General features: G+C 69.5%; 18 protein-coding genes, 1 pseudogene, 1 riboswitch and 1 other annotated feature. Of the genes and pseudogenes, 10 read left to right on the plus strand and 9 right to left on the minus strand.

Features of this window, described 5'->3' with window-relative positions:
• Nucleotides 1-104: 104 nt before the first annotated feature.
• The 6 genes from cobJ to cobW form a co-directional block, all read right to left on the minus strand.
• Complete coding sequence (gene cobJ, locus ACWPN5_RS17635; RefSeq protein ID WP_145690023.1) at nt 105-884, minus strand: precorrin-3B C(17)-methyltransferase; 780 nt, start codon at nt 882-884, stop codon at nt 105-107.
• On the minus strand, nt 881-1,621 hold the full coding sequence (locus ACWPN5_RS17640) for a precorrin-2 C(20)-methyltransferase (RefSeq protein WP_492296569.1): 741 nt from the start codon (nt 1,619-1,621) through the stop codon (nt 881-883). Before ACWPN5_RS17640 ends, cobJ begins: the two co-directional genes overlap by 4 nt.
• Nucleotides 1,621-2,262: a precorrin-8X methylmutase gene (locus ACWPN5_RS17645; protein ID WP_145690025.1), complete on the minus strand. Its 642-nt coding sequence runs from the start codon at nt 2,260-2,262 to the stop codon at nt 1,621-1,623. Before ACWPN5_RS17645 ends, ACWPN5_RS17640 begins: the two co-directional genes overlap by 1 nt.
• Nucleotides 2,252-3,649: a precorrin-3B synthase gene (gene cobG / locus ACWPN5_RS17650; protein WP_145690026.1), complete on the minus strand. Its 1,398-nt coding sequence runs from the start codon at nt 3,647-3,649 to the stop codon at nt 2,252-2,254. The genes ACWPN5_RS17645 and cobG overlap by 11 nt, the downstream gene beginning before the upstream one ends.
• Nucleotides 3,646-7,032, minus strand: a complete 3,387-nt coding sequence (gene cobN, locus ACWPN5_RS17655; RefSeq protein ID WP_492296571.1) for a cobaltochelatase subunit CobN — start codon at nt 7,030-7,032, stop codon at nt 3,646-3,648. The genes cobG and cobN overlap by 4 nt, the downstream gene beginning before the upstream one ends.
• 156 nt (nt 7,033-7,188) lie before the next feature.
• On the minus strand, nt 7,189-8,256 hold the full coding sequence (gene cobW, locus ACWPN5_RS17660; RefSeq protein WP_200479601.1) for a cobalamin biosynthesis protein CobW: 1,068 nt from the start codon (nt 8,254-8,256) through the stop codon (nt 7,189-7,191).
• A 39-nt stretch (nt 8,257-8,295) separates the two neighbouring features.
• A riboswitch (cobalamin riboswitch) is annotated at nt 8,296-8,511 on the minus strand.
• A gap of 290 nt (nt 8,512-8,801) precedes the next feature.
• Between cobW and ACWPN5_RS17665 the strand changes: the two genes are divergently transcribed.
• From ACWPN5_RS17665 to ACWPN5_RS17695, 7 genes are all read left to right on the plus strand, one after another.
• Complete coding sequence (locus ACWPN5_RS17665; protein WP_145690029.1) at nt 8,802-9,566, plus strand: ABC transporter ATP-binding protein; 765 nt, start codon at nt 8,802-8,804, stop codon at nt 9,564-9,566.
• Nucleotides 9,559-10,281 (plus strand): ABC transporter ATP-binding protein, encoded by a 723-nt coding sequence (locus ACWPN5_RS17670; RefSeq protein WP_145690030.1) that lies wholly within the window; start codon nt 9,559-9,561, stop codon nt 10,279-10,281. The genes ACWPN5_RS17665 and ACWPN5_RS17670 overlap by 8 nt, the downstream gene beginning before the upstream one ends.
• Before the next feature lie 57 nt (nt 10,282-10,338).
• Nucleotides 10,339-11,541, plus strand: a complete 1,203-nt coding sequence (locus ACWPN5_RS17675) for an ABC transporter substrate-binding protein (protein ID WP_145690031.1) — start codon at nt 10,339-10,341, stop codon at nt 11,539-11,541.
• Between the two features lie 158 nt (nt 11,542-11,699).
• A complete protein-coding gene (locus ACWPN5_RS17680) occupies nt 11,700-12,587 on the plus strand; it encodes a branched-chain amino acid ABC transporter permease (protein ID WP_145690032.1) in 888 nt (295 codons plus the stop codon).
• A gap of 3 nt (nt 12,588-12,590) precedes the next feature.
• A complete protein-coding gene (locus tag ACWPN5_RS17685) occupies nt 12,591-13,592 on the plus strand; it encodes a branched-chain amino acid ABC transporter permease (RefSeq protein ID WP_492296574.1) in 1,002 nt (333 codons plus the stop codon).
• 47 nt (nt 13,593-13,639) lie between these two features.
• Nucleotides 13,640-15,634 (plus strand): acetoacetate--CoA ligase, encoded by a 1,995-nt coding sequence (locus ACWPN5_RS17690; RefSeq protein ID WP_492296576.1) that lies wholly within the window; start codon nt 13,640-13,642, stop codon nt 15,632-15,634.
• A gap of 68 nt (nt 15,635-15,702) precedes the next feature.
• Entirely contained in the window at nt 15,703-16,488 is a 786-nt protein-coding gene (locus ACWPN5_RS17695) for a 3-hydroxybutyrate dehydrogenase (protein ID WP_492296578.1), read from the plus strand.
• Nucleotides 16,489-16,597: 109 nt separating this feature from the next.
• On the opposite strand, the gene ACWPN5_RS17700 is transcribed toward ACWPN5_RS17695, so the two are convergent.
• From ACWPN5_RS17700 to ACWPN5_RS17710, 3 genes and pseudogenes are all read right to left on the minus strand, one after another.
• Nucleotides 16,598-16,882, minus strand: coding sequence for a ribbon-helix-helix domain-containing protein (locus tag ACWPN5_RS17700; RefSeq protein WP_145690036.1), 285 nt, complete (start codon nt 16,880-16,882; stop codon nt 16,598-16,600).
• A 360-nt stretch (nt 16,883-17,242) separates the two neighbouring features.
• A pseudogene (locus tag ACWPN5_RS17705) lies at nt 17,243-17,760 on the minus strand (IS5 family transposase); the annotation flags it as partial.
• A gap of 36 nt (nt 17,761-17,796) precedes the next feature.
• Nucleotides 17,797-19,028 (minus strand): IS3 family transposase gene (locus ACWPN5_RS17710; RefSeq protein WP_492295000.1). Its coding sequence is split into 2 segments (ribosomal slippage): nt 17,797-18,737 and nt 18,737-19,028, totalling 1,233 coding nucleotides; the frame shifts between segments, so codons are not numbered across the junction.
• Nucleotides 18,628-18,744: a sequence feature (AL1L pseudoknot), on the minus strand. It overlaps the preceding gene by 117 nt.
• A 1-nt stretch (nt 19,029) precedes the next feature.
• Here ACWPN5_RS17710 and tnpB (ACWPN5_RS17715) point away from each other — a divergent pair.
• From tnpB (ACWPN5_RS17715) to tnpB (ACWPN5_RS17725), 3 genes are all read left to right on the plus strand, one after another.
• Nucleotides 19,030-19,239, plus strand: a complete 210-nt coding sequence (tnpB, locus tag ACWPN5_RS17715) for an IS66 family insertion sequence element accessory protein TnpB (RefSeq protein WP_492297990.1) — start codon at nt 19,030-19,032, stop codon at nt 19,237-19,239.
• A gap of 198 nt (nt 19,240-19,437) precedes the next feature.
• Nucleotides 19,438-21,522, plus strand: a complete 2,085-nt coding sequence (locus ACWPN5_RS17720; protein ID WP_492296580.1) for a recombinase family protein — start codon at nt 19,438-19,440, stop codon at nt 21,520-21,522.
• Entirely contained in the window at nt 21,443-21,727 is a 285-nt protein-coding gene (gene tnpB, locus ACWPN5_RS17725; protein ID WP_492296582.1) for an IS66 family insertion sequence element accessory protein TnpB, read from the plus strand. The genes ACWPN5_RS17720 and tnpB (ACWPN5_RS17725) overlap by 80 nt, the downstream gene beginning before the upstream one ends.
• Nucleotides 21,728-21,789 lie beyond the last annotated feature (62 nt).

Below are 21,789 nucleotides of genomic sequence, written 5' to 3' on the forward strand. Positions count from 1 at the left end.
CGGGCCCCCCTCCCGACCTCCCCCCGCTGCGCAGGGGGAGGAGATGATTCCCTCCCCTGCAAAGCGGGGGAGGGTTAGGGTGGGGGCAACGGTCGGCGACACCTTCACCCCCGCACCGCATAGCTGCGCGGCGTGTAGACCCACGGCTGCGCGCCCTCGCGCGGCACCAGCCGGGTGTGCGAGGCGCCGATGATGACGCAGGTCCGCATGTCGGCCTGCGCCGCGTCCACCGCACCCAGCGTCGTGATCGTCAGCGCCTCGTCGGGGCGGCCGACCGCCCGGGCGAGGATCACCGGCGTCTCCGGCGAGCGGAGGTCGCGCAGCGCGTCGAAGGCGGCGCCGAGCTGCCAGGGGCGGGCGCGGCTGATCGGGTTGTAGAGCGCGATGACGAAATCCGCCTCCGCCGCCAGACGCAGGCGCTTCAGCACCACGTCCCACGGCTTCAGGTTGTCGGACAGCGAGATGGCGCAGAAATCATGGCCGAGCGGTGCGCCGGCCCGTGCCGCCGCCGCCTGCATCGCGGAGATGCCGGGATCGACCGACAGCGGCACGCGGTGCCACGCCGCGGGCGCGGCGGGATCGTCCAGCGCCTCGAACACGGCGGCGGCCATGGCGAAGATTCCGGGATCGCCGCCCGACACCACCGCCACCCGGCGGCCCTCCGCGGCCAGTTCAAGGGCGTGGCGGGCGCGGTCCAGCTCCACCCGGTTGTCGGAGGCGTGGCGCACCTGCGGCCCCGGCGGCACGCGGTCCACATAGGGGAAATAGCCGACGAGGTCGGTTGCCTCGGCCAGATCGCGCCGGGCCTCCGGGGTCAGCCAGTCCTCGGTGCCGGGGCCGAGCCCCACCACCTTCAACCATCCGTTTTGAGGATCGGCCGTCATCGCCGCAGCCCCTCGCCGGGGATGACGATCTGCGAAAAGTAGGGAGCCGTCTCCGGCGCCTCGCGGAAGGGCATGACGCGCTGCTCGGCCATGCTCGCCCGCTCGATGTACCAGGCGCGGTCGGCCAGCCCGGCGGCCTCCACGGCGCGGCGGACCTTCGGCAGGTTCTGGCCCAGTTTCATGATGACCGCGGCGTCGGCGTTGCGCAGCGCGCGCAGCAGCGCCTCCTCCCCCAGCGTGCCGGGGATGACCGACAGCACGTCGTCGCGCAGAGTCAGCGGGCGCGGCAGCAGCGAGGCGCTGCACATCATCGATGTCACGCCCGGCACCACCTCTGTCGGAAAACGCGAGGCCAGCCGCAGGAACAGATGCATGAAGCTGCCGTAGAAGAAGGCGTCGCCCTCGTTCAGCGCGGCGATGGAACGGCCGGCGGCGAGATGCTCGGCCAGCTGCTCGGCGGACTCGTCGAAGAAGGCCTCGATCTGGCGGCCGTAATCGGGGTGGCTGGGCGGCAGCTCGACCGTCACCGGATAGACCATCGGCAGCTCGATGTGCTCCGCCGTGATGCAGCCGTCGGCAATGCGCCGAGCCTGTCCGGAGGTGCCGCGCTTGCAGAAATAGGCGACCACCGGGCAGGCGCCGATGGTGCGCATGGCGCGCACGGTCATCAGGTCCGGGTCGCCGGGGCCGACGCTGACGCCGTAGAGGGTGCCGGTGGGTGAGGTGTCGTTGCTCATTATTCCACGTCGCTCGCCAGGGCGTTGACGGCCGCCGCCGCCATGGCGCTGCCGCCGCGCCGGCCCTTGATCGCCAGGAAGGGCAGGCCGAAGGGCGCCTCGGCCAGCGCATCCTTGCTTTCCGCAGCGCCCACGAAGCCGACCGGGAAGCCCAGCACCGCTGCCGGTTTCGGCGCGCCGTCGCGGATCATCTCCAGCAGCTTGAACAGGGCGGTCGGCGCGTTGCCGATGGCGACGACGGAACCGGCGAGCCGGGGCACCCACAGCTCCAGCGCGGCGGCGGAGCGGGTGTTCCCGACCTGTTTGGCAAGCTCCGGCACCGCCGGGTCGCGCAACGTGCAGACGACGGGGTTGTCGGCCGGCAGCCGCGCCCGCGTGATGCCGTGGGCGACCATCTCGCTGTCGCAGAGGATCGCCGCGCCGCCGCGCAGAGCCGTCCGCGCCGCCGTCCCCACGTCGGGGGAGAACATCAGGTCCCGGGCCGCGTCCACCATGCCGCAGGCGTGGATGACGCGCACCGCCACCGCCTTCAGGTCGTCGGGGATGGCCGACAGGTCGGCCTCCGCCCGGATGGTGGCGAAGGACTGGCGGTAGATGGCCGCTCCATCGCGGATGTAGTCGTAAAGCGGCTCAGCGGACACGGGGCAACTCCTCAACAGACAGATCGGCCACGGCGGTGACGGCCTCGGACGGTGTCAGGCCGGACCGCCAGGGCGTGCCGCCGGGGGCGGCGTTCAGCGCGACGTCGTAGACGCCTTCCCGCGCGGTGAGCGTGACATCCGCCGCGCCGGGATGGGCGCAGCCCTTCGCGCAGCCGGAGACATGCACCATCCGCACCGCCTCCAGCAAGCCCGCCGCGCGCCCGGCGATGGCGAGGCCGTCCGCGTGGGTGTCGGTGGTGCCGACGTCGCAGCCGGTGACCCCGCTGCAGGCGGTGAGCTTCAGCCGGATGTCACCGTGGTCGAGGATGCCGCCGAGGGCGGCGGCTTTCTCCGCGGCGCCCTCCTGCGGGGCGGCCAGCAGCAGGGCGCGCCAGGGGGTGATGCGGATCTCGTGGGTGAGGGCGGCCAGCGCTTCCAGCTTGTCGCAGTTGAGGCGGCCAAAGGGGAAGGCGACGCCCAGCCAAGTGGGTTGGTGGCCGAGGAAGAGTCGGGTGGGCGATGTTGCCCCCTCCCTAACCCTCCCCCTCTGCGAGGGAGAGGGAACTGCCGCCGCCTCGCCCTCCACCGCCACCGGCGGGGGAGGGAGGGACCCGCGCGCCAGCGCGGGGGGGAGGGGGCCGGTCAGTATCCCCGCCACCCGCTCCCGCAACACCTCCCCCCCCAGCGCCTTGACCAGCCCGGCCATGCGCCGCGGCGGCTCGGCCAGGGTCTGGCGAAGCTCCAGGAAGGCCCGCGCCAGCGCCGTCGCAAGCTCCACCAGATCGTCGGCGCGGCAGTGCCCCAGCACCACCGCTCCCTCAAAAGTTCCCCCCAGCCCGACGCGGAACAGCGGCCCGTCTGCCGCCTCCGCCACCGCGTCGAAGCGCACGTCGGTGCTGCTGTCGAACAGGGTGGCCTGCCCGCCGCCATCAACCAGCCAGCCGAACTTCGGCGGCAGCCGGTGGAGGTCCCGGTCGGCCGCCAGCCGGGCGTCGAGCGCCAGGGCGTAGGGGCGCACGTCCAGCACCGCCCTCCCGTCCAGCCCGGCGGTGGGCGAGGTCAGCACGTTGCGGACCGCCTCGCTCTCCGCGTCCTCCGAGACGTAGCCGAGCGCGCGAAGTTCGGCGACCAGCGCCGCCATGTCCGCCGCGGCGACGCCGCGCAGTTGCAGGTTGCCGCGGTGGCTGAGATCGACCAGACCGTTGCCGTAACGCCGCCCCAGCTCCGCGATCCGCGTCGCCGAGGCGGCGGGAAGCACCCCCGCCGGAACGCGCACGCGGACCAGCAGACCGTCGCCGACCTCCATCGGGGCCAACACGCCGGGGCACATGCCGCGCCGGCGCGGCGGGTTAGGGCGCGGATTGCGGCGTTGGGTGATCGCGCTCATGCGGACATCTCCTTGCGGCGGCGCAGATCGTCGCCCGTCGAATTGCGGCGTGGGTGCCAGAGACCGCGCTCCAAAGCCTCGGTCAACCGGTCCAGGATATGCCGGGCGGCGGCCGGATTGGACTGCGCCAGGAAGTCCCACACCCGTTGGTCGTCCACATAGGCGTCGTACAACTGGTCGAAATGATGGGGCCGCACCGCCGTGGTGGTCGCGGCGAAGGCGAACAGCGTGTCCACGCTCGCCGCCAGCTCCCCGGCGCCGCGGTAGCCGTGGCGCATCATGCCGTCGATCCAGCGCGGGTTGGCCGCCCGGCCGCGCAGCACGCGGGCGATCTCCTCGCCCAGCGTGCGGACGGTCACGCTTTCCGGCTCCGAACTGTCGAGGTGATAGAGCGCCGGGTCGTTGTCGACCAAGGCGGCGGCGGCGGAGAAGCCGCCCTCATACTGCATGAACCCGTCGGTGGAGAGGACGTCGTGCTCCCGCTGGTCCTGGTGGTGGACGAGCGCGTCGGCCCCGCCGATGCGGCGGCGGAACAGGCTGGGCAGCGGAACGCCCTCCAGCCCCTTGCCGTAGGCGTGGCAGCTTCCCTCCAGATAGGCGGCGCCGAAGTCGGCCCGCGCGCTCCAGTCGCCGCGGGCGATCAGGCCGGGCAGCGCCGTCCCATAGGCGCCGGGGGCCGCGCCGAAGACCCGCGCGCTGGCCCAGCGTTCGGCCTTCGCCGCCGGGGTGCCGCCGGCTTCCAGCTCGGCGCGGTCGGTGCGCAACGCGACGGCGACGGGATTCACGTCCTCCGGTTCGTCTTCCGCCATCACGGCGCGGACGGCCTGGTCGAACAGGGCGATCTGCTGCGGGAAGACGTCGCGGAACAGGCCGGAGATGCGCAGCGTCACGTCCACCCGCGGGCGGCCGAGGACGGAGGCCGGCATCACCTCGAAGCCGGTGACCCGGCCGGACCCGTTCTCCCACAGCGGGCGCACGCCGAGCAGCGCCATGGCCTGGGCCAGCTCGTCGCCGCCGGTGCGCATGGCCGGGGTGCCCCAGCAATCGACCACCAGCCGCTTCGGCCAGTCGCCGTGGTCCTGCAGGTAGCGGGTGATCAGCGCGTCCGCCGCCTGCCAGCCCAGCGTCCAGGCGGTCGGTGTCGGCACGCCGCGCGGATCGAGCGCGTAGAGGTTCCGCCCGGTGGGCAGCGTGTCCGCCCGCCCCCGCGCCGGAGAACCGCCGGGACCGGGCTTGACGAAGCGCCCGTCGAGCCCGGCCAGCAGGGCGGCCATCTCCGCCTCGCCGCAGGCGTCCAGCGCCGGGGCGACGTCCTCGGCCTTGCCGAAGCGGGCGACAGCGGCGAGCAGACGGGCGCGGCGCTCCGGCTCCGGCGTGGTGCCGAAGACGTGCAGCCCGTCGCGGATCTGCATCTCCTTGATGTCGCAGAGATGGGCGTCGAGGCGGCTGAGGATGGCGTCGGGGTCGTCGTCGGGCCGCAGGTTGCAGTCGGCGGCGACGCCGGAGGTCCAGGCGAGGTCCAGGATGGTCTGGCGCAGCGTGCCCAGGCGCCGCGGGTCCAGCCCGGTCGCCATGGAATATTCGTCGATGGCCGTTTCAAGCGCGGCGAGGTCGCCGTGCAGCCCGGCCTCGACCGGCGGCGGTGTCAGGTGGCCGATCAGCACGGCGCCCAGCCGGCGGCGCGCCTGCACGCCCTCGCCGGGGTTGTTGACGATGAAGGGGTAGAGGCAGGGCAGAGGACCGGCGACGATCTCCGGCCAGCAGTCGGCCGACAGGGCGACGGCCTTGCCTGGCAGCCATTCCAGCGTCCCGTGCGCCCCCACCTGCACCAGCGCGTGGATGCCCAGCACATGGCGGAGCCAGAGGTGGAAGGCGAAGTAGCCGTGGCTGGGCGGCGTCTCCGGGTCGTGGTGCTGGGTGGTGGTCAGCGGGCCGTGGCCGCGGCTCGGCTGCACGGCGACGGTTGCGTTGCCGCAGGCCAGCACCGTGAAGCGGAAGGCGGTGCCATCGGCGAGCGGGTCGGCCTCCTCGTCGCCCCAGCATGCCGCGATGCGGGCGCGGGCCTCGGCGGGGGCGAGGCGGCGGTAGTCCTCCAGGCTCAGCAGGGCGGTGGCGCCGCCGGTCAGCGCCTCCATCAGGGCGGCGGGGCCGTCGGGAAGCCCGTCCAGCGCGTAGCCCTCGGCGCGCAGCCGCTCCAGGATGCCGACGACGCTCGCCGGGGTGTCGAGGCCGACCGAATGGCCGATGCCGCCGCCCGGTCCCGGATAGTCGGACAGAACCAGCGCCAGCTTGCGCTCGACCCGCGGCGTGACGCCCAGCCGCACCCAGGCGGCGGCCAGATCGGCGGCGAAGGCCACCCGGTCGGGCACCGGGCGGATCAGCGTCGGGGCGAATTCCAGGTCGGGGTCCGGCGCCCCTTCGGCCTTGAAGGCGATGGAGCGGGTCAGGATGCGCCCGTCCATCTCCGGCAGCACGACGTTCATGGCGAGGTCGGACGGCCCCATGCCGCGGGCGGAGCCGCGCCAGCCCTCCTCGGGCGTGGTGGACAGCACGGCTTGCAACACCGGCGTGCCGTTGGCCTCCAGCGGCGACCCGTCCTCGCGCGCCGCCGAGAAGCCGGTCAGGTTCATCACGACGGCGGCATCGCGGGCGGTCAGGGTGGCGCGCATCCAGGCGGCGCAGTCCGGCTCCTTCAGGCTCGCCACGAACAGCGGCAGCGGGGCGAGGCCGCGCGCGGCCAGCGCGTCGCACAGGGCGTGCACCGGCTCCAGATCGCCGGCCAGCAGGTGCGAGCGGTAGAAGACGACCGGCGCGCAGGGTCCGGCAATCGGACCGGACCAGCTCTCATAGACGCCGAAGCGCGGCACGGGCGCCGGCTCGCGCCAGGGGCGCTCCTGCCCGGCCAGGGTGGCGGCGTAGGCCAGCAGGCTGGCCATGTTGTCCGGCCCGCCCTCGGTGAACCCGCGCCACAGCCGTTGCGCGGCCTCGGCCGGGATGGTGCCGTAGCCTTCCAGGGCGGGGTTCGGCTGGGCGCAGCCGGGCAGCACGGCCAGCGCCACCCCGGACTCCCGGCAGGCGGCGGCGACATGGTCCAGCCCGTAGCGCCAATAGCCCGCCCCGCCGAGCAGCCGCAGAATGACCAGCTTCGCCTTGCGGATCACGGACTCGACGTAGAGGTCCACCGACAGCGGGTGCCCCAGCCGCGCCAGATTCGCCAGCCGCAGGGTCGGCAACTCGTCACGGTGGCGCCTCCAGCAGGCGGCGAGCGCCGTCAGGTCGCTGTCGGAGAAGGACAGGACGACGAGGTCCGCCGGGCTCTGGCCCAGATCCACGGCCTGGGGGCCGGCGTCGAGGTCTTCCTGGCGGGCGGCGAGTAGGTGCATGGTGACGGTGCTTTACGAAAATCCCCTCTCCCCTCTGGGGAGAGGGTTAGGGTGAGGGGGTCGTGCGTGGCGGAACGCCCGGCGTAAGCGCAACCCCCTCACCGGCCCTGCGGGCCACCCTCTCCCCAAAGGGGAGAGGGTTGTGAAGGCTAAAAATCACCCCAGCGCCGTGGTCACGGCGTCGCGGTCCAGGCCCGTTTCGCCGATCACCACCAAGCGGCTGCGGCGCGGCTCGTCGGGCTTCCAGAAGCGGTCGAAATGGGTCTGGATGCGCGTTCCCACGCCTTGCACCAACAGGCGCATCGGCTTGCCCGGCACGTCGATGAAGCCCTTCAGGCGCAGCACGCCATGGGCGGCGGCGACCCGCTCCAGAGTCTTCGCCAGCGCCGCCGGGTCGGGCTGCGGGCCGAGCTCCACGACGAAGCTGGTGAAGTCGTCGTGGTCGTGGCCCTCCTCCTCGTCATGGTGGCTGGGGCGGTTGGCGAGGTCGTCCTCGGCCCCGGCGCCCACGCCGAGAAGCACCACCGGATCAACCTTGCCGTTGCTGGCGCGCAGGATCTTGGCTTCGCGCCCGGTCCCGCCCTCCGCCATGGCGGCGCGGATCAGATCCTCGACCTTCGCCAGATCGGCGGCGTCCACCAGATCGGTCTTGTTCACCACGATCAGGTCGGCGCAGAGGAGCTGGTCCTCGAACACCTCCTCCACCGGGGTCTCATGGTCGAGCTGCCCGGCCTCGGCGGCCTGGGCGGCCAGCGCCGCCGGATCGGGGGCGAAGCGGCCCTCCGCGGCGGCGGCGGCGTCGACCACCGCGACCACCCCGTCCACCGTCACCCGTGTCTTGATCGCCGGCCAGTGGAAGGCCTGGACGAGCGGCTTCGGCAGGGCGAGGCCGCTCGTCTCGATGATGATGTGCTCCGGCGGCTGCGGGCGGGACAGCAGCTTCTCGATGGCCGGGACGAAATCGTCGGCGACGGTGCAGCACAGGCAGCCGTTCGCCAGCTCGATCACGTCGTCCTCGGTGCAGGTCGGGTCGCCGCAGGCGCGCAGGATCTCGCCGTCGATGCCGACGTCGCCGAACTCGTTGATGATCAGCGCCAGACGGCGCCCGCCGGCCTGCTCCAGCAGGCTGCGGATCAGCGTCGTCTTGCCGGCTCCGAGAAAGCCGGTGATGACGGTGGCCGGGGTCTTCCCGGCGGACGGACGGAGGGCGGCGCGATTCGTCATGATCTGGTTTCCCTGTCTCCGCCACACCCGGCGGATTGGATGAATGTCGGTCCGGCGGCAGGTTTCCTGGCTCGCGGGTCGTCGCCGCGCCTCCCGCCTTCCCGGCCTGACGGCCCGTGGCATTTCCGGAGGCGGACTCGCCGCATACAGTTGCGGGGGCAGCCGCGGCCTTGGACTCCATCGGGGTCCGCACCGCATTCCCTATTATCCCCGCGCCTTCACGGCGGACGGGGCACCGTCGGAGGCGCAGAATTGCAGGCGGACCCTCGATTTGCAAGCGGCCATTTGGCGCCTGGAAACCGTGTCGCCGTCCCCGGAACGCTCCGCCGGTCCCGCCGTTGGTGTGTCGGAAGATCGGTACAGTCTGTCTGGAAAGCTGACACTCCGGACGGTGTGCGACACCCACGGTCTCAGAGGGGGAAATAAGTAATTTCAAAGACTTGTTCGAATGCTGCGCGGTTGGCATGTTCTGTGCTTATATCAGCCTAACCAAAAACGCGGACCGGCAGACGACGCGGACGAACAGGGAGGGAAAAGCGGCACCCATGGCCGACGACATCATTCTGGAAGCGCGCGGACTCTCGAAGGAGTTCAAGGGCTTCATCGCGGTGAAGGAGGTGAACCTCCGGGTTCGCCGCGGCACCATCCACGCGCTGATCGGCCCGAACGGCGCCGGCAAGAGCACGGTCTTCAACCTGCTGACCAAGTTCCTGACGCCGACGCGCGGCCAGATCCTCTACAAGGGACGCGACATCACCGCCATGAAGCCCGCCGACGTGGCGCTGCTCGGCATGGTCCGCTCCTTCCAGATCTCCGCGGTCTTCCCGCATCTCAGCGTGCTGGAGAATGTCCGCGTCGCGCTGCAGCGCCCGCGCGGCACCAGCTTCCATTTCTGGAAGCCGGAGGCCAGCCTGCACGACCTGCACGACCGCGCCGAGGAGCTGATCGAGGCGGTGAACCTGACCCCCTGGGCCGGCCACACCGCCGCCGAGCTGCCCTACGGCCGCAAGCGCGCGCTGGAGATCGCCACCACGCTGGCGCTCGACCCGGAGGTGATGCTGCTCGACGAGCCGCTGGCCGGCATGGGCCACGAGGACATCGAGGGCACCGCCGCGCTGATCAAGCGCGTCTCCGCCGACCGCACCATCCTGATGGTGGAGCACAACCTGTCGGTCGTCGCCCACCTGTCGGACACCATCACCGTGCTCCGCCGCGGCGAGATCCTGGCCGAGGGCGCATACGACGTCGTATCGCGCAACCCGCAGGTCATGGAAGCCTACATGGGCACGGGTGAGGTGGGCCATGCCTGACGGTGCGACCGTGAAGACCGCGATGCTGGAAATCCGCGACCTCCAGGCCTTCTACGGCGAGAGCCACGTGCTGCACGGCGTCAACATCGACGTGCGCCAGGGCGAGGTGGTGACCCTGCTGGGCCGCAACGGCGCCGGCAAGACGACGACCATGCGCTCGATCATGGGCATCGTCGGCAAGCGCAACGGCTCGATCCGCTTCCAGGGCAAGGAACTGATCGGCATGGCGCAGCACAAGATCCCCCGCCTCGGCATCGGCTACGTGCCGGAGGAGCGCGGCATCTTCGCCTCGCTCAGCGTGGACGAGAACCTGATGCTGCCGCCGGTGGTGAAGTCGGGCGGCATGACGGTGCCGCAGATTTACGAGCTGTTCCCGAACCTCCAGGGCCGCGGCACCACCCAGGGCACGCGTCTGTCCGGCGGCGAGCAGCAGATGCTGGCCATCGCGCGCATCTTGCGCACCGGCGCCGACCTGATCCTGCTCGACGAGCCGACCGAGGGGCTGGCCCCCGTCATCATCGAGCAGATCGGCGTGGCGGTGCGCAAGCTGAAGCAGCGCGGCTTCACCATCGTGCTGGTGGAGCAGAACTTCCGCTTCGCCGCGACCATCGCCGACCGCCATTACGTGATGGAGGAAGGCCATGTCGTGGACATGATCCCCAACGACCAGCTCGCCCAGAACATGGACAAGCTGCACACCTATCTGGGTGTCTGACCAATCACCCCCTCTGCTGAACACACGCAAAACAAAGCCAATCGAAGGGAGTTCGAAATGCTCAAGACGTTGCTGTGCGGGACCGCACTGCTGGCGCTGACCGCCGGGGCCGCGCACGCCCAGGTCTCCAACAACGTGATCAAGATCGGCGTGATGAACGACCGGTCCGGCATCTACGCCGACCTCGCCGGCGAAGGCTCGGCCATCGCCGCTCGTCTGGCGGCCGAGGAGTTCGGCGGCAAGATCGCCGGCGCGCCGATCGAGATCGTTGTCGCCGATCACCAGAACAAGGCCGACATCGCCGCCAACACGGCGCGCGAGTGGATCGACGCCGGCAACGTGGACGTCATCGCCGACGTGCCGAACTCCGCCGCGGCGCTGGCCGTCCAGGGCATCACCAAGGACAAGAAGCGCATCTTCCTGATGTCCGGCCCGGGCTCGACCGACCTCAGCGGCAAGTCGTGCAGCCCCTACGGCTTCCAGTGGACCTACGACAACTACGCCATGGCCGCCGGCACCGCCCGCGCGCTGGTCGAGCAGGGCAAAAAGAACTGGTTCTTCATCACCGCGGACTACGCCTTCGGCCACTCGCTGGAGGATGAGACCACGAAGATGGTCAAGCAGCTCGACGGCAAGGTCGCGGGCAACGTCCGCCATCCGCTGGGCACCGCCGACTTCTCGTCCTACCTGCTTCAGGCCCAGGCCTCCAAGGCCGACGTGATCGGCCTCGCCAACGCCGGCGGCGACGCCACCAACGCTGTCAAGCAGGCGTCGGAGTTCGGCATCACCCAGTCGGGCCAGAGCCTCGCCGGCCTGCTGCTGTTCATCAGCGACGTGAACGCGCTGGGCCTCCAGGCCGCCCAGGGCCTGCTGCTGACCACCGGCTTCTACTGGGACACCGACGACCAGACCCGCGAATGGACCAAGAAGTTCGAGGCCAAGGCCGGCCGCAAGCCGACCATGGTCCAGGCCGGCGTCTACTCCGCCGTGCGCCACTATCTGAAGGCGGTCGAGGCCGTCGGCTCCGACGATCCGGACAAGGTGGCCGCCAAGATGCGTGAGACCACGGTCGAGGACATGTTCACCAAGAACGGCAAGATCGCCGCCAACGGCCGCATGTTCCACGACATGTATCTGGCCCAGGTGAAAACCCCGGGCGAGTCCAAGGGCCCCTGGGACTACTACAAGATCGTGAAGACCATCCCGGCCGAGCAGGCGTTCCTCGACCCGGCCAAGAGCGGTTGTTCGCTGGTGAAGTAAGGGTTTGAGTTTCGGGGCAGGCCCCCACCCAACCCTCCCTCGCTGGGCGGGGGAGGGCTCAAGTTCCCTCTCCTGCGCAGCGGGGGAGGGTTAGGGTGGGGGCCTCCTTCTGACATCAATCAAAAAAACACAAGTCCGATACACAGGGAGGGACGGTCATGTTCGACTTGCTGGGGGTGCCGCCCCAGGTCCTGTTCGGCCAGCTTCTGCTCGGCCTCATCAACGGGTCCTTCTACGCGCTGCTCAGCCTTGGGCTGGCGGTCATCTTCGGCATGCTGAACGTCATCAACTTCGCCCACGGCGCGCTCTACATGATCGGCGCCTTCGTGGCGTGGCTGCTGCTGACGAAGCTCGGCCTCGGCTACTGGTGGGCGCTGGGCCTGTCGCCGCTGATCGTCGGGCTGCTCGGCGTGGCGCTGGAAAAGACCATGCTGTCGCGCCTCTACAAGCTCGACCATCTCTACGGCCTGCTGCTGACCTTCGGCCTCGCCCTGATCATGGAAGGCGCCTTCCGCCACTTCTACGGCGTGTCGGGCCAGCCCTATCCGATCCCGGACGCGCTCAAGGGCGGCCAGAACCTCGGCTTCATGTTCCTGCCCAACTACCGCGGCTGGGTCGTCGTCGCCTCGCTGATCGTCTGCTTCGGGACATGGTTCGCCATCGAGCGGACGCGGCTCGGCGCCTACCTGCGCGCCGCCACCGAGAACCCGGTGCTGGTCCAGGCCTTCGGCATCAACGTGCCGGTGATGATCACCGCCACCTACGGCTTCGGCGTCGCGCTGGCCGGGCTGGCCGGGGTGCTCGCGGCACCCATTTATCAGGTGTCGCCGCTGATGGGCACCAACCTGATCATCGTCGTCTTCGCGGTGGTGGTGATCGGCGGCATGGGCTCCATCCTGGGCGCCATCGTCACCGGCCTGGGGCTGGGGCTGCTGGAGGGCCTGACCAAGGTCTTCTACCCGGAAGCCTCCAACATCGTGGTGTTCGTCGTGATGGCGATCGTCCTTCTCATCAAGCCCGCGGGCCTCTTCGGACGGGAGCGCTGAGCCATGGCCACCCAAAGCAAGACGGCCAACATCAAGACGGCCGACACCCCGACGACGACCATTGCGCTGCGCCGTCCGGGGCAGGACAGCACCCGAAACGCCATCATCCTCGGCATCGGCCTGCTGATCGCGCTGGCCGCACCCTACGTGCTGTATCCCGTCTTCGTGATGAAGGTGCTGTGCTTCGCGCTGTTCGCCTGCGCCTTCAACCTGCTGATCGGCTTCGCCGGTCTGCTGAGCTTCGGCCACGCCGCCTTCTTCGGCGGGGCGGCCTACATCACCGCCCATTCCGCCAAGGTCTGGGGGCTGGGGCCGGAGGTCAGCATCCTGCTCGGCATGGGCTTCTCCGCGCTGCTCGGCCTCGCCTTCGGCGCGCTGGCGATCCGCCGTCAGGGCATCTACTTCGCCATGATCACGCTGGCGCTGTCGCAGATGGTCTTCTTCATGGCGCTGCAGCTCAAGTTCACCGGCGGCGAGGACGGCATCCAGGCGGTGCCGCGCGGCCATCTGTTCGGGGTGATTGACCTCAACAACTCGCTGTCCATGTACTATTTCGTGCTGGCGGTGTTCCTGGTCGGCTTCGCGGTGGTCTGGCGCGCGGTGCATTCGCCCTTCGGCCAGGTGCTGAAGGCGATCCGCGAGAACGAGCCCCGCGCCGTGTCGCTGGGCTACCGGACGGAGCGCTACAAGCTGCTGGCCTTCGTGCTGTCGGCGAGCCTCGCCGGTCTGGCCGGCGGCACCAAGGCGCTGGTCTTCCAACTCGCCTCGCTGACCGACGTGACGTGGCAGATGTCCGGTGAGGTGGTGCTGATGACGCTGCTCGGCGGCATGGGCACGCTGCTCGGCCCGGTGGTGGGGGCGGCCATCGTGGTCACGCTGGAAAGCTATCTGGCGGCCACCAGCATGCCGGTTCCGGTGGTGATCGGCGCCATCTTCGTGGTCTGCGTGCTGGTCTTCCGCCGTGGTATCGTGGGCGAGCTCCAGGCCCGCTTCGGCCGCCGCTGAACGTCAAGAACCGAACGGCATAAAAAGCCAACATCAGGAACCGCAAGATGGATCAACCGTCCTCTGGTCAATCGCTTTCTGGTCAGCCGCTTTCGGATCGGCCGTTGTGGACCCCGTCGGAGGCGCGCGTGGCCGCCTCCAACCTGACGGCTTTCCGGCAGGCCGCGAGCGCCCGTTTCGGGCTGCGGCTGGACGATTACGACGCGCTCTACGACTGGTCGGTCGCCGGCAAGGAGGATTTCTGGCGCTTCCTGTGGGAGTGGGCCGGACTCAAGGGCGATCTCGGCGGCGTGGCCCTGGCCGACGGCGACAAGATGCCCGGCGCCCGATGGTTCCCCGAGGCCAGCCTGAACTACGCCGAGAACATGCTCGCCAACGCGCCGGACGGCGAAGCGGTCGTCTTCTGGGCCGAGGATAAGGTCAAGCGCCGCTGGTCGGGCACTGAGCTGAAGGCCGAGGTGTCCCGCCTCCAGCAGGCGCTGAAGGCCGCCGGCGTCGGCAAGGGCGACCGCGTCGCCGCCGTCGTCCCCAACATGCCCGAGACGCTGGCCGCCATGCTCGCCACGGCCAGCCTGGGAGCCATCTGGTCCTCCTGCTCCCCCGACTTCGGCGCCCAGGGCATCACCGACCGCTTCGGCCAGATCGAGCCGACGATCCTCTTCGCCCCCGACGGCTATTGGTACAACGGCAAGAGCCACGACATCCGGGCCAAGATCGCCCAGGTGCTGACCGAGCTGCCCACCGTCAAGGCCGCGGTCGTCATTCCGTACATCGACGAGACGCCGGACGTCTCGGCCATCCGCGGCGGCGTCGCCTGGAACGACTTCACAGCCCCCTTCGCGGCGGCGGAACCGAGCTTCGAGCGGGTGGCCTTCAACCATCCGCTGTTCATCCTCTATTCGTCGGGCACCACCGGCAAGCCCAAGTGCATCGTCCACGGCACCGGCGGCACGCTGCTCCAGCACGTCAAGGAGCACCGGCTGCACAGCGACGTGAAGCCGGGCGATCGGGTGTTCTACTACACCACCTGCGGCTGGATGATGTGGAACTGGCTGGTCTCCGGGCTGGCCGCCGGGGCGACGCTGCTGCTCTACGACGGCTCGCCCTTCGCGCCGGACGGCAACATCCTGTTCGACTACGCCGACGCCGAGGGCATGACGCTGTTCGGCACCTCGGCCAAGTTCATCCAGCAGGCCGAAAAGACGGGGCTTGAGCCGATCCGCACGCACCGGCTCGACACGCTGCGGGCGCTGGCCTCGACCGGCTCGCCGCTGATGCCCGAGAACTTCGCGTACGTCTACCGGGCCATCAAGACGGACATCCATCTGGCCTCGATCAGCGGCGGCACGGACATCGTGTCCTGCTTCGTGCTGGGCAACCCGACGGCGCCGGTGTGGGCGGGCGAGCTGCAGACGGCGGGGCTCGGCATGGCGGTGGCGGCCTTCGACGACAGCGGCCACGCGGTCAGCGGCGAGAAGGGCGAGTTGGTCTGCACGCGGCCCTTCCCCTGCATGCCGGTGGGCTTCTGGGCCGACCCGGACGGGGCGAAGTACCGGGCGGCCTATTTCGAGCGCTTCCCCAACGTGTGGACGCACGGCGACTTCATTGAGCGTACGGCGCATGGCGGCTGGGTGATCTACGGGCGCTCGGACGCGGTGCTGAACCCCGGCGGGGTGCGCATCGGCACGGCGGAGATCTACCGGCAGGTCGAACAGCTTCCGGAGATCCTGGAGGCGGTGTGCATCGGCCAGGAATGGGACGGCGACGTGCGCGTCATCCTGTTCGTGGTGCTGCGCGAGGGGCTGACCCTCGACAAGGCGCTGGAGGACACGATCCGCAAGCGGATCAAGGAGAACTGCTCGCCGCGGCACGTCCCGGCGCGCATCGTGGCGGTCAAGGACATCCCGCGCACGCGCTCCGGCAAGATCACCGAACTGGCGGTGCGCGACGCAGTGCACGGCCGCCCGATCAAGAACACCGAGGCGCTGGCCAATCCCATGGCGCTCGACGAGTTCCGCGAGCGCCCGGAACTGGAAGGCTGACCGCCGTTCCGCCCTCTCCCCGAACGGGGGGAGGGCTCCCAAACCATCAAGACAGCAGAGGATAAGCCATGACCTTGACTCAGAAGGTCGCGGTGGTCACCGGCTCGACCAGCGGGATCGGCTTGGGCATCGCGCGGGCGCTGGCCGGGGCCGGGGCGGACGTGGTGCTGAACGGGTTCGGCGAAGCCGCCGCCATCGAGGAACTGCGCGCCGGTCTGGCGGCAGAATTCGGCGTTCGCGTCGGCTACCACGGCGCCGATCTGTCCAAACCGGCGGAGATCGCCGCGCTGATCGGCCACGCGGAGGAGACCTTCGGCTCCGTCGATGTGCTGGTGAACAACGCCGGCATCCAGCACGTCGCCCCGGTTGAGGAATTTCCGGCCGACCGCTGGGACGCGGTGATCGCGCTCAACCTGTCCGCCGTCTTCCACGGCACCCACCACGCCCTGCCATGCATGAAACGGCGCGGCTGGGGGCGCATCCTGAACATCGCCTCGGTGCACGGCCATGTCGCGTCGGTCAACAAGGCGGCCTACGTCGCGGCCAAGCACGGCGTGGTCGGGCTGACCAAGACGGTGGCGCTGGAAACGGCGGGCACCGGCGTCACCTGCAATGCCATCTGTCCGGGCTGGGTGCTGACCCCGCTGGTGCAGAAGCAGATCGACGCGATCGCCTCGACCAAGAACATCCCGGAGCCGCAGGCGAAAGCGGAACTGCTCGGCGCCAAGCAGCCCTCCGGCGCCTTCGTGACGCCGGACGAGCTGGGTGGGCTGGCGGTCTTCCTGTGCTCCGATTCCGCGGCGCAGATGACCGGGGCCAGCCTGCTGATGGACGGCGGCTGGACCGCGCAGTAGGAGCTATGGCGGAACGGCAGGCGGTCGTGCGGGGCGTGCTGCGCCTCTTCCGACCGCCGTCCCGCGCGCCCTCGGTCGTCGGTCCGGCGCCGGACGATCCGTCCCGGCGCTACTCCGCCGCGATCGCCAGCGGGGTGTAGCCCGGGGTGTAGCCGTTGTCCGGCCGCTTCGGCGTGCCCGCCCTGAAATAGTCCAGCACATAGACCCGCACGGCGCTCGACAGATTGCTCGCGTCCACCGCGTCCACCCGCTCGGCGAGGCGGTTGCACAACTCGCCCAAGGTCAGGCTCTCCCTTTGCGCGATCTCCTCCAAGCCCTCCCAGAAGGCGGCCTCCAGCCGCATGCTGGTGCGCTTCCCGGCGACGTAGACGTTCCTGAGCTTCTTCGATGACATGGCATGCCCGCTGCGTGACACGTTGCACTCTTATGTGTGAAGCGTCGCGGAGTTCGAGCCGAAAAACATGTGATGAACTTCACATGAAATGCAGGGTTTCGTGCCGCAAGTCCAGTGATCGCAGGGCGGCTGCCACCCATCCGTGAAATGCACCGGGTTGTGATAGCGCCAGAGGAGAAAACTTGAGGCTCCCTGGCGACACGCTGGTCCAGCCTGGGTGTCAATGTCAGGCACTGGGGAAGGTGGTGCCGTGCCGAAGCCGCATTGCAGCGCATTCGTCGGTCGGGTTTAACGCGATGGTTCTGCGTTGAACCGATGTGCGACAACCCTTGCAACACTTAGCTCGGCCGTTGGGCGAGGTTAAGAACCTGTTTCCAGTAAGGAGATGAACTTCCAGACGGTGATGGCGCAGACGATGTGGAGCATGGCCTTGTAGGTGAGGGCGCGCTTTTCCCGGCGGACCAGGATGCGGCGGTCGCGGTTCAGCCAGGAGTGCGCTCGCTCCACCACCCATCTTCGTGGTTTTCCGGGTTGGGCGGGGGTGGCGGATCGATCCTCGCCCCGGTGCCGGATATGGGCGGTGCGGCCTTGTCGTAGGCGATCTGGCGCGGGCCATCGTAATCGTAGCCCTTGTCCAGGCAAAGATGCTGCGGCTGCGCTGCCGTCGGTGCGGGACGCGGCACGGCGGTGGCTTCAAGCGTTTGTTCCAAAACAGCTTGAAGTCGATCACGTTGGCGCCAGCGACCGCGAGGCCGAGGGTGAGACCGCAACCATCGGTCAGCAGCGAACGCTTGGTCCCCAACTTGCCGCGGTCGGTCGGGTTGGGACCGACTTTTTTCCCCGCCCAAGGGCGCCTTGGTCGTCGCCCCATCCACTGAACCGCGCCGGGTTTCCCAGAGGCCGATTTGGTTGAGTCACGCCGCCATGGCGACGTCCTCGGTTTGAGCATAGTAGCGCGCTTCGGCCTCAGCGGGGGGAATGTTGCCGATGGGTTCGAGCAGACGCCGGTGGTTGAACCAGTCCACCCATTCCAGGGTGGCGAACTCGACGGCTTCCAGGGTGCGCCAGGGTCCGCGGCGGCGGATCACCTCGGTCTTGTAGAGGCCGTTGATGGTCTCGGCCAAGGCGTTGTCGTAGGAATCGCCGACGCTGCCCACGGAGGGCTCGACGCCGACGTCGGTGAGACGCTCGGTGTACTTGATGGCCACATATTGCGCCCCACGGTCGCTATGGTGGATGAGGCCGCTGCCCTTGGCCGGCCGGCGATCGTGGAGTGCCTGCTCCAGGGCATCCAGCACGAAGCCGGTGTGGGCGGTGCGCGACACCCGCCAGCCCACGATGCGGCGGGCAAACGTGTCGATGACGAAGGCCACGTAGACGAAGCCCTGCCATGTGGCAACGTACGTAAAATCAGCCACCCACAAGGCATTCGGGCGGGGCGCCTGGAACTGGCGGTTCACCCGGTCAAGCGGACAGGGAGTCGCCCGGTCGCTGAGCGTCGTCCGCACCGCCTTGCCGCGCGTAACGCCCCGCAGCCCCATGCGCCGCATCAGGCGAGCCACCGTGCAGCGTGCCACGTCGAGGCCCTCCCGCCGCAACTGCCGCCAGACTTTGCGTACCCCATAGACCTGGAAGTTCGCATCCCAGACCCGTCGGATAGCCACGCTCAGCTCCGCGTCGCTTCGCGAGCGGGCCGGCGCCTTGGCCGGATCGACCGTCCGGGCGGCATGGGCGTAGTAGGTGGACGGGGCGATCGGCAATACCTTGCAGATCGGCTCGACCCCGTGGACGGCGCGGTGCGCGTCGATGAAGGCGATCATTTCTTGAACGGGCGGTCGAGCTCCGCCTGGGCAAAATAGGCCGACGCCTTGCGCAGGATCTCGTTCGCCTGGCGCAGTTCCCGGTTCTCGCGCTCCAGCGCCTTGATCCGCTCCTGTTCGTCCGTCGTCGGCCCCGGCCGCTTGCCCTGGTCACGCTCGGCCTGCCGGACCCAGCCGCGCAGTGTCTCCGCCGTGCAGCCGATCTTCGCCGCGATCGAACTGATCGCCGCCCACTGCGAGGCGTGATCCCCCGCGTGCTCGAACACCATCCGCACCGCGCGTTCGCGGACTTCAGGAGCGTATTTGCGTGATGCCGCTTTCGTCATGATGACCCCAGTCTCTCAAGAAACGGGGCCTCTGGGAAACCCGGCGCGGTTCACCGCCCTGGTGCAGCAGCAACTGGGGGCGGATCCCTTCAGCGGGGTCATCTACGTCTTCCGCTCCAAGCGAGCCGACCGGGTGAAACTCCTGCACTGGGACGGCACCGGCTTGACCATCCCCCCGACAAGGAACCTCTGCAAAGGAGGTCGGGTTTGATTCAGCGCCCGGTGTCGGCGCGGAGGCCCTGCGGGCGTTGGCGCACTGGGTGGCGAGGCACCATGCCCGAACCAGCGACAATAACCGAGACGGTGTCCTGGGGCGACCTGCCGCGCACACGCCGGCAGAGGCTGGCGGTGCTGGTGGGGCAATTGGCTTGGCGGATGGCGCAGGGCCGCGCCCCGGCGGAGGCCGGTCATGAGTCGCACGAGGCGGATCAGCGGGACGCTGTCGAGCAAGATCGAGGGCCGCCATCTTGACCGTCAGGCCGTCGTCTATGTTCGGCAGTCGACGCTTCAGCAGTTGGAGCACAACAAGGAATCCACCGCGGTCCAGTACGCCCTGGTCGAGCGGGCCTGCTCGCTGGGCTGGGCTCGACCGCGGGTCGCCGTCATCGATGACGATCTCGGCTGCTCCGCCGCATCCGCCGCTGGGCGGCCCGGCTTCCAGCGCTTGGTGGCCGAGGTTGGGCTCGGTCACGTTGGCCTGATTCTTGGCTTCGAAGTCTCCCGGCTCGCCCGCTCCTGCCGGGACTGGTACCATCTCCTGGAGATTTGCGCCCTGGCCGGAACGCTGATCGGCGACAACGACGGCGTCTACGACCCCGGCCTCTACAACGACCGGCTCCTGCTCGGGTTGAAGGGCACGATGAGCGAGGCGGAACTGCACATCATGCGTGCCCGCTTCGAGGAGGGGCGCTGGAACAAGGCCGAGCGCGGGGACTTCGGCTTTCCGATGCCGCGCGGCTTCCTCCGCCGGCCCTCGGGGGAGATCGTCCAAGATCCCGACGAGCGGGCGCGCGACAGCCTTCACCTGGTCTTCGAGATCTTCGAGCGGCGGCGCAGCATCCACGGCGTGGTGCGGTACTTTCACGCCCACGACCTCCAACTCCCCGATCGGGTGCGGGGCGGGCCGGCCAAGGGCGACCTCGTGTGGGCGCCCGTCACCCGGAATGCCGTGCTGAAGCTCCTGACGAGCCCTGCCTATGCCGGCGCCTACGCCTATGGCCGGCAACGGCCACCGCCAACGGACCCCTCGAAACGAAGCCGGGCGACCAGCCCCGGTGAGTGGCAGATCCTGATCAAGGACCGCTGGCCGGCCTACATCGATTGGGACACGTTCGAGAGGAACCAGCGCCAATTGAAGGCCAACCAGAGCAAGCACATCGGCGTCGCCCGCGGCGGGCCGTCGCTGTTGACCGGGATCCTGGTCTGCGGCCGCTGCGGCTCGCGCATGGTGACGACCTACCGCAACAACGGCCACAGCCTGCGCTACGAGTGCACGCGGCGGATGATCAACCGCGGCGAGGAGCATTGCCAGGGGTTCGCCGGCGAGACCCTGGACACCCTCATCGCCGACCTGGTCCTGGCGGCGCTGCAGCCCGGCGCCGTCGACGTCGCCTTGCAACTCGCCGAGGACGTGGAGATCGAACGCGCCCGGGAGCATCGGCAATGGGAATTGCGGCTCGAGCAGGCACGCTACGAGACCGAACGGGCGCAACGCCAGTACGACGAGGTCGAGCCGGAAAACCGGCTGGTCGCCCGCACACTGGAACGGCGCTGGGAAGCGGCGTTGCAGACCGAGACGCAGCTCGCGGCCGAGCATGCCCGCTTCCTGGCCCGTCAGCCAGTTCGGCTGACCGCGGCGGATCGGGCCGCCATCGAACGGCTCGCCGCCGACGTGCCGGCGATTTGGCGGGCGGCGAGCACCACCGCGGTCGAGCGCAAGGAGATCGTCCGCCTGATGCTGGATCGGGTCGTGGTCACGGTGGAGGGCGAGACGGAGAACATGGAGGTGGAGTGTCACTGGGCCGGCGGCCGCCGAACCCGCCACCGGCTGCGGCGGGCGGTGCGTCGCATGACCCAGTTGGCCGGCCACGACGAGCTTTTTTCCCGGACCACGGCCCTGTTCGCTGACGGACTGCGCCCGCCGGCCATTGCCCGAACCTTGGCAGCCGAGGGCTGGCTTATGCCACACGGCGGACCAGCCACGGAAAAGGGCGTGCGTTCCTGGCTGCAACGCCGGGGCCTGCTGCCGGACGGGCGGCACCGGCCGACGCTGGTGGTGGAACGGGCTCCGGACGAGTTCACAGTGGCAGAATTGTCGGTCCGTTTGGGTGTCCCCGAGGGCACGATCTACCGGTGGCTGTACAAAGGATTGGTCCCGGCACGTCGGGCGCCGGCGGTAAGCCAGAACCTCTGGCTTGTCCGCTTGGAGGACGCCCTGGCTCACGACCAGCAGCGCCGCCCCCGCAAGCCGACCAAGGTCAAGCACGTTACCTGATGACAAGGAACCTGCTCTGGAGAGGCATTATGACGCCAGGACGGTTCTCATCGCGAAGAAATGGGAGGCCGGCCGGTTCCGCTGGCCAGCGATCCGCGACGGCGTGATCCGGCTGACCCCGGCTCAGCTCTCGGCGCTCGTCGAGGGTCTGGACTGGACCCGGGTGCGGGGCGTGCGGGTGCCTCGGCCGACGTCCGCCGGCTGAGCTGCGACACAGCGACTCGCTTGCCGCTTCGGAGGCGAGGACTGCGCAAGCCGCCGCTATAC

It is taken from the genome of Azospirillum sp. UENF 211521, from assembly GCF_058780535.1.

Excerpts from the sequence above, each read along its gene's own strand:
- cobJ (WP_145690023.1), bottom strand. The coding sequence starts at position 884 with ATGACGGCCGATCCTCAAAACGGATGGTTGAAGGTGGTGGGGCTCGGC.
- ACWPN5_RS17640 (WP_492296569.1), bottom strand. The coding sequence starts at position 1,621 with ATGAGCAACGACACCTCACCCACCGGCACCCTCTACGGCGTCAGCGTC.
- cobG (WP_145690026.1), bottom strand. The coding sequence starts at position 3,649 with ATGAGCGCGATCACCCAACGCCGCAATCCGCGCCCTAACCCGCCGCGC.
- cobN (WP_492296571.1), bottom strand. The coding sequence starts at position 7,032 with ATGCACCTACTCGCCGCCCGCCAGGAAGACCTCGACGCCGGCCCCCAG.
- cobW (WP_200479601.1), bottom strand. The coding sequence starts at position 8,256 with ATGACGAATCGCGCCGCCCTCCGTCCGTCCGCCGGGAAGACCCCGGCC.
- ACWPN5_RS17665 (WP_145690029.1), top strand. The coding sequence starts at position 8,802 with ATGGCCGACGACATCATTCTGGAAGCGCGCGGACTCTCGAAGGAGTTC.
- ACWPN5_RS17670 (WP_145690030.1), top strand. The coding sequence starts at position 9,559 with ATGCCTGACGGTGCGACCGTGAAGACCGCGATGCTGGAAATCCGCGAC.
- ACWPN5_RS17675 (WP_145690031.1), top strand. The coding sequence starts at position 10,339 with ATGCTCAAGACGTTGCTGTGCGGGACCGCACTGCTGGCGCTGACCGCC.
- ACWPN5_RS17680 (WP_145690032.1), top strand. The coding sequence starts at position 11,700 with ATGTTCGACTTGCTGGGGGTGCCGCCCCAGGTCCTGTTCGGCCAGCTT.
- ACWPN5_RS17685 (WP_492296574.1), top strand. The coding sequence starts at position 12,591 with ATGGCCACCCAAAGCAAGACGGCCAACATCAAGACGGCCGACACCCCG.
- ACWPN5_RS17690 (WP_492296576.1), top strand. The coding sequence starts at position 13,640 with ATGGATCAACCGTCCTCTGGTCAATCGCTTTCTGGTCAGCCGCTTTCG.
- ACWPN5_RS17695 (WP_492296578.1), top strand. The coding sequence starts at position 15,703 with ATGACCTTGACTCAGAAGGTCGCGGTGGTCACCGGCTCGACCAGCGGG.
- ACWPN5_RS17700 (WP_145690036.1), bottom strand. The coding sequence starts at position 16,882 with ATGTCATCGAAGAAGCTCAGGAACGTCTACGTCGCCGGGAAGCGCACC.
- tnpB (WP_492297990.1), top strand. The coding sequence starts at position 19,030 with ATGACCCCAGTCTCTCAAGAAACGGGGCCTCTGGGAAACCCGGCGCGG.
- ACWPN5_RS17720 (WP_492296580.1), top strand. The coding sequence starts at position 19,438 with ATGAGTCGCACGAGGCGGATCAGCGGGACGCTGTCGAGCAAGATCGAG.